Source organism: Bradyrhizobium sp. WSM3983, from assembly GCF_000473045.1.
Lineage (GTDB): Bacteria > Pseudomonadota > Alphaproteobacteria > Rhizobiales > Xanthobacteraceae > Bradyrhizobium.
The window spans coordinates 1-12,823 of record NZ_AXAY01000006.1; the positions used below are offsets into that span (position 1 = coordinate 1).

The following is a 12,823-nucleotide window of genomic DNA, read 5'->3' on the forward strand; positions in this document are numbered from 1 at the left end:
CTCGACGCTCTTACGTTCGCCCGGCAATATCAAGCCGGTGCAATAGTCACGCAGCGGCCTCATCCGCACTGCCTGACCGATCACACTTCCAAGCCCAGCTACATAGGCCGCAAACCGTGCCCCGCTGCTTTCACCCTGATTGAGATCCATCTGGCCCTCCGCATGCCAAATATTGAATCTCCTCAAATATTTGATTCTCCGCCCACCGCGGCCGCGACCGAATGACTCAGTAAGACTAATCCACCCTACGAAGCCGCTTACGGCAGCTTCAGCGACGTCTCGGCGTTGAACGGCTTCAGCGTCTCGTCGGCGGCCTTCTGGGCGGCGACAAGGGCTTCCTTCGGCTGCTTCTTGCCGTTGAGGACCAGCATCACTTCGTCCTCCAGCGTCTTGCGCACCGGCACGGTCTTGTAGGTCGCGAACCACGCCTTGGCGACGTCGAGCTGCTCGACGGCGGTCTTGGCGTCCGGGTTCTTGTTGAGGAAGTCGACCATGTCGGGTGTCTTGTAGGCGGCCATGTTGGGCGCGAAATAGCCGGTGGCGCGGCTCCACCAGGCGCTCTTCTCGGGCGAGGTCATCCACTTGATCAGCGTCCAGGCGGCCTTCTGCTTTTCGGCTTCCACGCCCGCCGGAATGATCAGAGAGGCGCCGCCGATCGGCACGGCGTTGCGGACGTTGCGCGGGATGAAAGCGACCTTGTAGTTGAACTTGGCGTTCTCGCGCACATAGGTCAGCGAGCCCGTCGACAGCATCATCATCGCGGCGTTGCCGGAGATGAAGGAGGTGCTGACGGCAGGTCCCGGCGTGGCGCCAGGCGTGTGAACCTTGTGCTTGTAGACGAGATCGCTCCACCAGGTCAGCGCGCCGAGCATCGAGGGCGTGTCGTAATAGACCTCGCCGCCGAACTCCTCGTTGTAGTAGCGCCCGCCATTGCTCATGGTGAGCGTTTCCATCATCCAGCCGCAATAGTCGTAGGCGCAGGGGATGGCGATGCCCCATTGGGTCACCTTGTCGCCTTCGCGCTTGGTGAGCTTCTTGGCCCAGTCTGTGAGCTCGGCCCAGGTCTGCGGCGGCTTGTTCGGATCGAGGCCGGCTTCCTTGGCCTTGTCGGCGTTGATATAGAGCAGCGGCGTCGAATTGTGGAAGGGCACGCCGTAGACCGAGCGGTCGATCACCGCGTTGCCCTGCAGCGCCGGGAAGAACTGGCCCAAGAACTTTTCTTTGGTGCTGCCGTCGGCGGCAATCAGGCTGTCGAGATTGGTGAGCTCGTTCTCGATCTGCATGTCGAGCAGGAAGTTGGCCGACATGATCACGGCCGACGGCGGCTTGCCGGCCTTGATCGAGGCGCGCGTCTTGATCAGCGTGTCGTCATAGGAGCCGGTGTAGACCGCGGTCGCCTTGATGCCGGGGTGACCCTCGTTGAACTCCTTGATCAAGGTGCCCATGTCGCGGGCGAGCTTGCCGTCGACGGGCACGGGGAAGAACAGATCGATCTCGGTCGGACCTTCGGCCATCGCCGGGAAGGCGAGGGCGCCTGCCATGGAGCCGGCCATGGCGAGGCCGAGCATAAGCCTGCGGGAGAACAGCATCGACAAATCTCCTATTTGATGCCTGAGGTGACGAAAGAGCTGATGAAACGCTTCTGGAAGATCAGGAAGGTGATGAGCAGTGGTGCGATCACCATCAGCGTGCCTGCGGCAATGGTGCCCCAGGCCTGCGTGCCTTCTGCGGTTGTGGTGAAGACGGAGAGGCCAACGGTGAGCGGTCGCTTGTCCGGCGAATTGATCACCATCAGCGGCCACAGGAAGTCGTTCCAGTGGCTGGTGACCGAGATGATTGCAAACGCCGAGAAGCTCGGCAACGACAGCGGCACATAGATGTGACGGATGCGCTGGATCAGGCTCGCGCCGTCGATCAGGGCGGCGTCCTCGAGCTCGGTCGGAATGGCCTCGAACGCCTGGCGCATCAGGAAGGTGCCGAACGCGGACGCGAAGAACGGCATCATCACGCCGGCAAGCGTGTCATAGAGGCCGAATTGCGCGATGATCCTCAAATTGGGAACGATCAGCAGCACCGGCACCAGCATCAGCTGCATCAGGAACAAATAGAAGAGCAGCGTCTTGCCGGCGAAGTCGAGCCGCGCGAACGCAAAACCCGCGAGCGTGATGGTGACGAATTGCACCAGCAGGATGCCGGTGCAGATGATGGTGGTGTTGAGGAAGTAGCGCGGGAAATCGCCGATCTCCCAGGCGTCCCTGACATTGTCGAGCGTGGGTTTGAGGCTCGGCATCAGTTCTGCCATGAGGCTGATGCCGTCGGAGGCCGGACGCAGCGTCGCCACGCCCATCCACAGGAACGGGATCAGCCAGGCGAGCGCGAGCAGCACGGTCAGCAAGAAGCCGAGCTTTGGCGTGATCTCGTTGCGGGTGGCGAGCGGGGCGTCCTTGTAGAGCGCATCGATCAGCTTCATGCCCCGCCCTCGCGGTTCGCCATGGTGCGGAACGACAGCGCGGTGAGGGCCATCAGGGCGGCGAGCGTCAGCAGCGTTGCTGCCGAAGCCATGCCGATGTCGTAGTGCTCGACCGCCTGCTGGTAGATGTAGAACAGCACGAGATTGGTGGCGTTCGACGGTCCGCCCTTGGTCATGACGAAGACGTGGTCGACCTGCGTGACTGCGTTGAGCGTCGCGATCACGACGACGAACAGGAAGGTGGGCTTGAGCTCCGGCAGGATGATGTAGCGCAGCCGCATCAACGGACCGGCGCCATCGAGATGCGCGGCTTCCATCACGTCCTCCGGCACAGCCTGGAGGCCGGTGAGGAAGAACAGCATGTAGTAGCCGGCGTTCTTCCAGATCGTGATGATCATGATCGCATAAAGCGCGATGTCGGGGTCGCCGAGCCAGTTCGGCAGCACCGGCAGCAGGCGGCCGATGTAATAGTCGAGCAGGCCGACATTGGGCAGGAAGATAAAGAGAAACAGCGCGGAGGCCGCGACCATCGGGATCAGCACCGGCAGGAACAGCGCAGCCCGCAGCGCGCTGGTCACGGCGTTGGTGCGCGCCAGCGCCAGCGCGAACAGCAGCGCGAGGCCGATGCTCGGGATCGCGGTGCCGATTGCGTAGATGAGGTTGTTGATGACAGCGCCGGTGAAGGCGGGATCGGCCAGCACCGCGGCGATATTGTCGAGGCCGACGAAGCGGAGCGGTGCCTTCGGCGTGGCGCGCTGATAGAGCGCATCGATCAGCACGCGCCCCATCGCGCCATAGGTGAACAGCGCGAGGAAGACGAGCGAGGGCAGCAACAGCAGATAAGCCGGCAGCGAGGCTTTGAAGCGGGTGGTGAACCGCGCCACGATGTGCAGGCGCGGCGGTACTGATGCCGCGACCGGGAGAGCCGCGGGTTCAGCGAGGCTCATGTCACCGCCCGGGGAAATTGAGCGCATAGTCGCGGCCGTCCACTCCCGCAGGTGGCTCGAAGGGAAAGCGCAGACTGGTGTCGAGGAAGTCGTGGCTGTGCACGACCAGGTTCTCATCGTCGATCAGCACGACGCCATAGGCCGGCGGCTCGTGGCTCGCCAGATGCGGCGCGTCGGCATCGAGCTCGAACCAGACCTGGTGGTTGGTGCCGCGCAGCGTCGAGAACGGGATCTTGCCGTAGCTGCCGAAGATCGGCCGGTGCACATGGCCGAAGAAGAGATGGCGGATGCGCGAACGATAGGGTGCGATCACCTCGGCGAACTCCGCGCTCTGCTTCAGCGCGATCTCGTCCATCGCGTGCACGCCGACCGGGAACGGCGGATGATGCATGAACACGACGAACGGCTGGTCTGCGGGCGCAGCGGCCAGCGTCTTCGCCAGCCAGTCAAATCGCCTGGCGCACATCTCGCCGGCATGGCTGGTCTCGTCCAGCGTATCGAGGAACACGAACAGGCCGTGCTCGGTGGTGCGGGTGCCCTGCACAAAGCCATTGGGATCGCGCGGCGCGGCCTTCAGCCCGTCGAGGCAGGCGACGCGTTTGTCGTGATTGCCGACCATGGCGATGTACGGCATTTTCAGCGCAGACATCGCCTCCGCGAAATTGCCGTAGGATTCCGGCTCGCCCCAATGGGTGAGGTCACCGGTCACGACCGCGAAGGCGGCGTCGGTGTGGTGCGTGTTGATGTCGGCGATCGCAGCATCCAGCCGCGCGCGCGGGTCGAGGCCATAGAGCTTCAGCCCCGGATTCGCGAGATGCGTGTCGGTGATGTGGATGAATTTGAACGGCATGGCGCGTCAGGACTGTTGGAGGATGGGCGCCTCCGGCAAGACGGCCCTGACAGGCCGTTAGAGCGCATGTGTATCAATTTGATGACAGCGGTTACCGGCGGCGGGACGCGTCCACAGCGCCAAAGTCGTAGCGTGGATCAGCCAAAGGCGTAGTCCACCGAGTAAGCCGATTAGAGGTAGTGGCGAGTCAAGTTCAGCCTCACGTCCCGCAAAACGTCTGCAACACCCGCTGATCCGGCAGCGGCGGGTCGGCGTACGCGGCGTACTCCGGCTGGTCCTGATACGGCTTCGCCAGCACCTTCACCAATTCCTCGAACGGCGCGTAGTTGTCATCGTTGACGGCAGCCTGGATCACGGCTTCGACGCGGTGGTTGCGCGGGATGAACATTGGATTGACGGCGTGCATGGCGGCTTGCCGCTCGGTTGCGGTCTGCGGCTCCAATGCGGTGCGTTCGCGCCAGCGCCTGGCCCACTCATCAAAGGCGGTGGGGTCCATGAACTGGGCACGCGCGTCGTCCGCAGCGGGATCGCCTGCGGCATCGCCGAGCCTGCGGAAGGTGAGGGTGAAGTCGGCCTGGTTCTTGGCCATGGCATCCAGCAGGTCCTGGATCAGGGCCTCGTCGCCGTCACGTTCCGTGAACAGGCCGATCTTCTTGCGCAGGCCCGCCTGATAGGCGTCGCTGAATGTCTCGCTGAACGCGCCGAGAATGTCCTGCGCTTCCGCGACCGCCTTCTCCTGGTCGTCGGAGAACAGCGGCAGCAGGCATTCTGCGAGTCGCGTCAGATTCCACAGCGCGATGCGCGGCTGGTTGGCGTAGGCGTAGCGGCCCATCTCGTCGATCGACGAAAACACCTGCGCAGGGTTGTAGGCGTCCATGAAGGCGCAGGGGCCGTAATCGATGGTCTCGCCGGAGATGGAACAGTTGTCGGTGTTCATCACGCCGTGGATGAAGCCGACCAGCAGCCAGCGCGCGATGAGCTCGGCCTGGCGCGCGACGACGCTCGCGAGCAGCGCGTGATAGGGCTGCTCGGCGTGAAGCAGGTCCGGATAGTGCCTGACGATGACGTGGTCGGCGAGCCGGCGGATGGCGTCGGTGTCGCGACGGACGGCGAAGAACTGGAAGGTGCCAACCCGGATGTGGCTCGCGGCGACGCGCGTCAGCACGGCGCCGGGCAGCGCGGTCTCGCGGATCACGTGCTCGCCGGTGACGACGGCGGCAAGCGAGCGCGTGGTCGGGATGCCGAGCGCAAACATCGCCTCGCTGACGATGTATTCGCGCAGCACCGGCCCGAGCGCCGCGCGGCCGTCGCCGCGGCGGGAGAAGGGCGTTGGTCCCGAGCCCTTGAGCTGGATATCGCGGCGGACGCCATCGTTGTCGATGACCTCGCCGAGCAGGATCGCGCGGCCGTCGCCGAGCTGGGGCACGAACTGCCCGAACTGGTGGCCGGCATAGGCCATGGCGATTGGGTCGGCTCCATCAGGAACCGTCTTTCCGGCCAGGATTTCGGCGCCCTCCGGGGTCTCCAGGATATCAGGATCGAGCCCGAGCTGGACCGCCAAGGGCCGGTTCAGCTTGATCAGCCGGGGCGCGGCCACGGGGGTCGGCGCGACGCGGGCAAAGAAGCTGTCCGGCAGCGCCGAATACGAGTTCTGGAAGGGGAAATGGACCGTCATGGGCTCAAGATAGGGCTGGAACACCCGATGGAAAAGGCCGGCGGCTCGATAGGCCAAAATTGGGGGCTTCGGGCCCAAAAACAGGCCGTTCCCTCGGTTGCCGCCCCCGGCCTCGTCGGGTAAACCCTGCCGCAACGTCGGACCGGTCGTTTCAGGCCGTCCGATTCGCTTCCTCAGACATCATTTTGGGACGACCATGCATCGCTACCGGTCACATACATGCGGCGCGCTCCGCGAGAGCAACATCGGCGAGGCGGTCCGCCTGTCAGGCTGGGTCCATCGCGTCCGCGACCATGGCGGCGTGCTGTTCATCGATTTGCGCGACCATTACGGCCTGACCCAGTGCGTGGTCGATCCGGACTCGCCGGCATTCGCGCAGGCCGAGAAGCTGCGTTCGGAATTCGTGGTGCGGATGGACGGTAAGGCCCGCCGCCGCCCCGAAGGCACCGACAATGACGATCTGCCGACCGGCAAGATCGAGATCTATGTCAGTGAGATCGAAGTGCTGGGGCCTGCCGGCGATCTGCCGCTGCCGGTGTTCGGCGACCAGGAATATCCCGAAGATATCAGGCTCAAATATCGCTTCTTGGATCTGCGTCGCGAAAAACTGCACCAGAACATCATGACGCGCGTCGAAATCATCAAGTCGATGCGTCGGCGCATGGAGGGGCAGGGCTTCTTCGAGTTCAACACCCCAATCCTGACCGCGTCCTCGCCGGAAGGCGCGCGCGACTTCCTGGTGCCGTCGCGCATCCATCCCGGCAAGTTCTATGCGCTGCCGCAGGCGCCGCAGCAGTACAAGCAGCTCTTGATGATGTCGGGCTTCGACCGCTACTTCCAGATCGCGCCCTGCTTCCGCGACGAGGACCCGCGCGCCGATCGTTTGCCGGGCGAGTTCTATCAGCTCGACGTCGAGATGAGCTTTGTCACGCAGGACGACGTCTTCGCGGCGATGGAGCCGGTCATCACCGGCGTGTTCGAGGAGTTCGCCAAGGGCAAGCCGGTGACGAAGGGGTGGCGCCGGATTCCGTTCGCCGAGGCGCTGCGCAAATACGGCAGCGACAAGCCGGATTTGCGCAACCCGATCGAGATGCAGGACGTCTCCGAGCATTTCCGCGGCTCCGGCTTCAAGGTGTTCGCGCGCATGCTCGAAGACCCCAAGAACCAGGTCTGGGCGATCCCGGCACCTAGCGGCGGCAGCCGCGCGTTCTGCGACCGCATGAATTCGTGGGCGCAAGGCGAAGGCCAGCCTGGTCTTGGCTACATCATGTGGCGCGAGGGCGGCGAGGGCGCTGGTCCCCTGGCGAACAACATCGGGCCGGAGCGCACCGCTGCGATCCGCGCGCAGATCGGCGTCAAGGAAGGCGATGCCGCCTTCTTCGTCGCCGGCGATCCGGACAAGTTCTGGAAGTTCTCGGGGCTGGCCCGCAACAAGGTCGCCGAGGAATTGAACCTCACCGACAAGGAGCGGTTCGAGCTCGCCTGGATCGTCGACTTCCCGATGTACGAGTACAACGAGGACGACAAGAAGGTCGACTTCTCGCACAACCCGTTCTCGATGCCGCAGGGCGGCCTTGACGCGCTGAAAGATCAGGATCCGCTGACCATCAAGGCGTTCCAGTACGACATCACTTGCAACGGCTACGAGATCGCCTCCGGCGGCATCCGCAACCACGTGCCGGAAGCCATGGTGAAGGCGTTCGAGATTGCAGGTTATGGCGAGCAGGAAGTGGTCGATCGCTTCGGCGGCATGTACCGCGCCTTCCAGTACGGCGCCCCGCCGCATGGCGGCATGGCCGCGGGTGTCGACCGCATCGTCATGCTGCTCTGTGGCACCAACAATCTACGCGAGATCTCGCTGTTCCCGATGAACCAGCAGGCCATGGACCTGCTGATGGGCGCGCCCTCGGACGCCACCACCAAGCAGCTCCGCGAGCTGCATGTGAAGGTGAATCTGCCACAAAAGTAAGGGCTCGTGCCCCGGACGCAGCGCAGCGCTGCTTCAGCGGTGCGCTGCAGAGCCGGGGCCCACGTCTCGGCGAAACAGCAGTCTCTTCTGGGTCCCGGCTCTGCGCAGCGTCACTGCGTGCCGCAGCGCGTCCGGGACACGAGACCTAAAGCCCCGTCGACGCCTCGATCCTGAACTGCGCCAGCGCGCTCTGTGGGTCGGATTGCAAGAGCTGCATCAATTGCGTCAGCGGCGCCTTGGCGCGCGGGGAGAGCTTGATGGAAAGCGTCTGGCCCGGCGTCTCGACGAAGCGGGCGATCGCGTCCGCGGCCGCGTCCGCATCCGGATTGGCGGAAGCAACTTGCTCGCGTTTAGCCTTGATGCTCTCGACCAGCGCCTGGCGTGCGGCGTCGCGGCTGACATTCTGCATCCGTGCGAACTGCGCCACGACGAGATCGACGATGCCGCTGTCGCTCAGTGAAAACTCAAGCGCGCCGGTCTCAATTCTGGCGGCCTGACCCATGAACTCGGCTGGATCGGCCGAAAACACCTCGCGCGGCACGTTGCTGAGCGCGATGCGCAATTGCGCTTTTGCGATTCCTCCGATGTCGAGGGTTGCTGGTGTCAGAGCGAAGCTGTTGGAGGACTCCGTCCAGCCCGCGCCGAGATCGAGGTCGATCGCAAGCTTGTCGACCCCGCTGAGAACCAATTGAAGCTGCTTTGGATCGGATGGATCGGTGGGCGTGACAAATTTTGCCACCACATGCGCCTTGCTCGGGATCGAGCCGATCAGTTGTCCCCAGTCGAGACTCAGCGTGTCGATCGTGACCAGCTTCTTGGTGTTCTTGAAGGGCGCAGCCACGCCCTTGATCTCCGCGCCTGCGAGCACACCGAACAGCCCGAGCATTTGATCCGGCGAGGGCGCCCGCCCGGGAGTTGTGAGGCCTGCTGCCCAGCGCATCAGGTTCGGCGCGCTGAACGACCTCAGCGCGAAGCGCTCCATTTTGAACTGGCCCTGCGGCGACGGCGTATCGAGGCCTTCGACCGCGAATTCACCATCCTTGTACCTGACCGCGTTGATGCTGCCCGTCCCCTGCGGCGTCGCAATCGACGTCTTGCCGATCTCGATCTTGCCGACGCGGAGGCCTTCGTAAAAGTTGGCGAGCTTCTCCATCATGTCGCGAGCCTGCGCCGGCGTTGGCGGCGCCGACGGATTCTGGGGCAGCATGGCGAGCATCTCGGCCATCCGGAATTTCGAGGGCTGCACCCCGATATCGTCGACGGCGATGCCGTCGACCCGGAGGCGAACGTCCCCGGACGTCACCGTGTACGGTCCCGTCGAAATTTGCCTGTAGAGCTGATGGATGCCGTCGTCATTCGCCTTTTGCGGATCGAGCGCGGCGAGCATGCCGGTGGAATCGAAATCGCTCATCGCCAGGTTCGACAGTTCTCCCGTCAGCAAGCCGGGCTTGCCCGGCTGCGCGGTCTTGAACGTGAAGGTGAGCCGGTCCGCCTTGGTCGCCTCGACCTTGCCGTGCCTGAGATTTTTCATCACCAGACCCGAGTAGGCCAAATCGCCACCTTCGGGCTTGGCGGTATCGGGCTTGGTGACGAGGGTGATGGCAATGGTCGGCACTTCAATGGAGGACGCCGAGACGCTGCTGAACTGTTCGAGACCGAAGCGATAGAGATCGATGACGGCGTTTGATGGCGGCAAGGCCCGAGCCCTGATCGCCCCGGTGAAATCCCGTATCGTGGCCTGCGCGATCTTGTAGCCGGCCTTCATTGGCGAGGGGCCGACGTTACTGTCGATCGCAAACGCGATGCCCGAGACCTCGATTGTATCGGCAGAAAACTGTCCCTCGTCCGCTTGGCGCACACCGGTCGCCCTGACCCTGGCAATCTTGATCTGCGTCTGTGACTGCTGGCCGGGATCGATGGCGATGTCCTCGATCGTGAGGGTACGGCTCGGCAAATCGAACCCGATCTTGCCGTGGCTCGCCTTGCCGCCATTGCTGCGGATCTGCTCGAAGGCCGTCTCGATCTCGGCAGTGACGCGATGTTTTGCGTAGAGGCTGAAGCCGAACCAGCCGCCCGCAGCAAGCATGGCGACTGCGATCAGGCCGATCAGGATCCGCTTCATTCCCAGCTCCAGTTGCTCGTTATGCACTGCGCAACCTGCCATATTCGGGAAACGTCGTGCGGTCCAGGGAAAGCTAGCTCTGTCAAATATTTGACCATGCGATCTGTTAATTGGACTGCAATCGGATGTTGCCACCGAGGCGTTGGCCGTGCTTCATCCCGGTTTCCATGAGCCGGAATACCGTGTGCACTGCGGCAGACCGGTCGGGACAACGCATCTTTGAGGCCGGTAACGCGAGGCGAGACACTGCATGTCATCTTATTCTGATGATCTTCACCAGGCGGCGCTCGCCTATCACCGTCTGCCGCGCCCCGGAAAGCTCGAGATTCAGGCGAGCAAGCCGCTCGCCAACCAGCGCGACCTCGCGCTTGCCTATTCTCCGGGCGTTGCGGCCGCCTGCACCGAGATCGCCAAGAACCCGGCGGAAGCTGCGACCCTGACCACCCGCGCCAATCTGGTCGCCGTGGTCTCGAACGGCACCGCGGTGCTCGGCCTCGGCAATATCGGCCCGCTGGCGTCCAAGCCGGTGATGGAAGGCAAGGCGGTTCTGTTCAAGAAATTCGCCGGCATCGACGTGTTCGACATCGAGATCGCCGCCGACACCATCGAGCGCGTGGTCGAGACCGTGGCGGCGCTCGAGCCGACCTTCGGCGGCATCAATCTGGAAGACATCCGCGGTCCGGAATGTTTCGAGATCGAGGCGCAGCTGAAGGAGCGCATGAAGATTCCGGTCTTCCATGACGATCAGCATGGCACCGCGATCATCGTCGCCGCCGCCATCACCAATGGCCTGCGCCTGAACGGCAAGAAGCTCTCGGACGTCAAGATCGTGGCGTCGGGGGCAGGGGCTGCGGCGATTGCGACGCTCAACCTGCTGGTCTCGATGGGCGCGCAGCGCAAGAACATCTGGGTCTGCGACATCGATGGCCTTGTGCATGAGGGCCGCAACACCACCATGGATCGCTGGAAGGCGGTCTATGCGCAGAAGACCGACAAGCGCACGCTTGGCGACGTCATCGGCGGCGCCGACATCTTCATCGGCCTGTCGGCCCCGGGCGTGCTCAAGCCCGAGATGGCCAAGGCGATGGGCGACAAACCCCTCATCATGGCGCTCGCCAACCCCACGCCGGAGATCATGCCGGAGGAGGCACGCAAGGTGCGCCCCGACGCGATGATCTGCACCGGTCGCTCCGACTATCCGAACCAGGTCAACAACGTCCTCTGCTTTCCCTTCATCTTTCGTGGCGCGCTCGATGTCGGCGCCAGCGCCATCAACGAGGAGATGAAACATGCCGCCGTCGAGGCCATCGCGCAGCTCGCGCGCGAGGCGCCGTCGGATGCGGTCGCGCAAGGCTTTGACACTGGCGAGACGCAAGGCTTCGGTCCGGGCTCGCTGATCCCGAGCCCGTTTGATCCGCGGCTAATCCTCCGCATCGCACCGGCCGTGGCGAAGGCCGCGATGGAATCCGGCGTCGCAACGCGGCCCATCACCAATTTTGACGAATACACCGCGCTGCTCGAGCGCTTCGCCTTCCGCTCCGGCCTCGTCATGAAGCCGATGTTCGCCAAGGCCAAGACCCAGCCGGTGCGTTTGATCTACGCAGAAGGCGAGGACGAGCGCGTGCTGCGTGCCACGCAGGTGGTGCTCGAGGAGAAGCTGGCGCGGCCGATCCTGGTCGGCCGTCCCTCGGTGGTGGAAGCCCGCATCAAGCGCTTCGGCCTGCAGATTCGCGCCGGCAAGGATTTTGACCTCGTCAACCCCGAAGACGATCCGCGCTACCGCTCCTACGTGCAGTCCTATGTCGAGGTCGCCGGCCGCCGCGGCGTGACGCCGGATGCGGCCCGCACGGTGGTGCGCACCAACAACACGGTGATCGCGGCGCTCGCGGTGACACGCGGGGAGGCGGATGCCATGCTCTGCGGCGTCGAGGGCCGCTACATGCATCATCTGCGTCATGTCCGCGAGATCATCGGCTTTGCGCCGGGGGTCAGCGACTATGCCGCGCTGGCGCTGCTGATCACCAGCAAGGGTGCCTTCTTCATCGCCGACACGCAAGTTCGCCCCAATCCGAGCGCCGAAGAGCTCGCCGAGATCGCCTCGCTCGCGGCGGTCCATGTCCAGCGCTTTGCGCTTAAGCCCAGGATCGCCTTCGTCTCGCATTCGGATTTCGGCAGCTACGACACCGACTCCTCGCGCAAGATGCGACGGGCGACCCAGCTGCTGAAGGAAAAGCATCCGGAGATCGAGGCCGACGGCGAGATGCAGGGCGACACGGCGCTCTCCGCTGCCGCGCGCAAAATGGTGTTGCCGCACTCCAAGCTGGAGGGCGAGGCCAACATCATGATCATGCCGACGCTGGACACCGCCAACGTCGCCTATCAGATGATCAAGTCGCTGGCGGACGCGCTGCCGGTCGGCCCGATCCTGATCGGCCCGGCGCGGCCCGCCCACATCCTCACCCCCTCGGTGACCGCGCGCGGCATCCTCAACATGACAGCGGTGGCCGTGGTGGAAGCGCAGGAGCGCGCGGCGCGGCAGCAGCCGACATTGTTTACGTGAGGGCGAGCTCTCGCCGCGGATTGTCCGGCCCCGGTGGTCCGCAACACCGACACCGGCACCGGACTGGCGATGATGCGCTAAGGCATACCACCACCGCCACGCACAGGCGCGCCCACTGTTCACCAACATCCGCAACACATCATCGCCGCACCGGCTCGGCTGGCTGAAGCCGGAGAACCGATGCCTCGCGCCGTTCACGGCATCGCTGAAGTAACTGCACTAGGCTCGTC

The 12,823-nt window shown here is 64.1% G+C and carries 8 protein-coding genes; 2 read left to right on the forward strand and 6 right to left on the reverse strand.

What is annotated here, in order from left to right; all coding sequences use genetic code 11:
- Positions 1-257 precede the first annotated feature (257 nt).
- From YUA_RS0111115 to YUA_RS0111135, 5 genes are all read right to left on the reverse strand, one after another.
- A complete protein-coding gene (locus tag YUA_RS0111115) occupies positions 258-1,589 on the reverse strand; it encodes an ABC transporter substrate-binding protein (RefSeq protein ID WP_027530760.1) in 1,332 nt (443 codons plus the stop codon).
- 11 nt (positions 1,590-1,600) lie between these two features.
- A complete protein-coding gene (locus tag YUA_RS0111120; protein WP_027530761.1) occupies positions 1,601-2,470 on the reverse strand; it encodes a carbohydrate ABC transporter permease in 870 nt (289 codons plus the stop codon).
- On the reverse strand, positions 2,467-3,417 hold the full coding sequence (locus YUA_RS0111125; RefSeq protein ID WP_027530762.1) for a carbohydrate ABC transporter permease: 951 nt from the start codon (positions 3,415-3,417) through the stop codon (positions 2,467-2,469). Before YUA_RS0111125 ends, YUA_RS0111120 begins: the two co-directional genes overlap by 4 nt.
- Position 3,418: 1 nt before the next feature.
- Positions 3,419-4,267: a phosphodiesterase gene (locus tag YUA_RS0111130; RefSeq protein WP_027530763.1), complete on the reverse strand. Its 849-nt coding sequence runs from the start codon at positions 4,265-4,267 to the stop codon at positions 3,419-3,421.
- Between the two features lie 199 nt (positions 4,268-4,466).
- A complete protein-coding gene (locus YUA_RS0111135; RefSeq protein WP_027530764.1) occupies positions 4,467-5,942 on the reverse strand; it encodes a YdiU family protein in 1,476 nt (491 codons plus the stop codon).
- A 196-nt stretch (positions 5,943-6,138) separates the two neighbouring features.
- Here YUA_RS0111135 and aspS point away from each other — a divergent pair, with 196 nt between their 5' ends.
- Positions 6,139-7,911, forward strand: a complete 1,773-nt coding sequence (gene aspS, locus YUA_RS0111140) for an aspartate--tRNA ligase (RefSeq protein ID WP_027530765.1) — start codon at positions 6,139-6,141, stop codon at positions 7,909-7,911.
- A gap of 145 nt (positions 7,912-8,056) precedes the next feature.
- On the opposite strand, the gene YUA_RS0111145 is transcribed toward aspS, so the two are convergent.
- The gene (locus YUA_RS0111145) at positions 8,057-10,033 is read right to left on the reverse strand and encodes a hypothetical protein (RefSeq protein ID WP_027530766.1); all 1,977 of its coding nucleotides are present in this window, start codon (positions 10,031-10,033) and stop codon (positions 8,057-8,059) included.
- 250 nt (positions 10,034-10,283) lie between these two features.
- Between YUA_RS0111145 and YUA_RS0111150 the strand changes: the two genes are divergently transcribed.
- Complete coding sequence (locus YUA_RS0111150; RefSeq protein WP_027530767.1) at positions 10,284-12,593, forward strand: NADP-dependent malic enzyme; 2,310 nt, start codon at positions 10,284-10,286, stop codon at positions 12,591-12,593.
- Positions 12,594-12,823: the final 230 nt, after the last annotated feature.

Coding starts and splice junctions, on each gene's coding strand:
- YUA_RS0111125 (WP_027530762.1), bottom strand. CDS start 3,417: ATGAGCCTCGCTGAACCCGCGGCTCTCCCGGTCGCGGCATCAGTACCG.
- aspS (WP_027530765.1), top strand. CDS start 6,139: ATGCATCGCTACCGGTCACATACATGCGGCGCGCTCCGCGAGAGCAAC.
- YUA_RS0111135 (WP_027530764.1), bottom strand. CDS start 5,942: ATGACGGTCCATTTCCCCTTCCAGAACTCGTATTCGGCGCTGCCGGAC.
- YUA_RS0111115 (WP_027530760.1), bottom strand. CDS start 1,589: ATGCTGTTCTCCCGCAGGCTTATGCTCGGCCTCGCCATGGCCGGCTCC.
- YUA_RS0111120 (WP_027530761.1), bottom strand. CDS start 2,470: ATGAAGCTGATCGATGCGCTCTACAAGGACGCCCCGCTCGCCACCCGC.
- YUA_RS0111130 (WP_027530763.1), bottom strand. CDS start 4,267: ATGCCGTTCAAATTCATCCACATCACCGACACGCATCTCGCGAATCCG.
- YUA_RS0111145 (WP_027530766.1), bottom strand. CDS start 10,033: ATGAAGCGGATCCTGATCGGCCTGATCGCAGTCGCCATGCTTGCTGCG.
- YUA_RS0111150 (WP_027530767.1), top strand. CDS start 10,284: ATGTCATCTTATTCTGATGATCTTCACCAGGCGGCGCTCGCCTATCAC.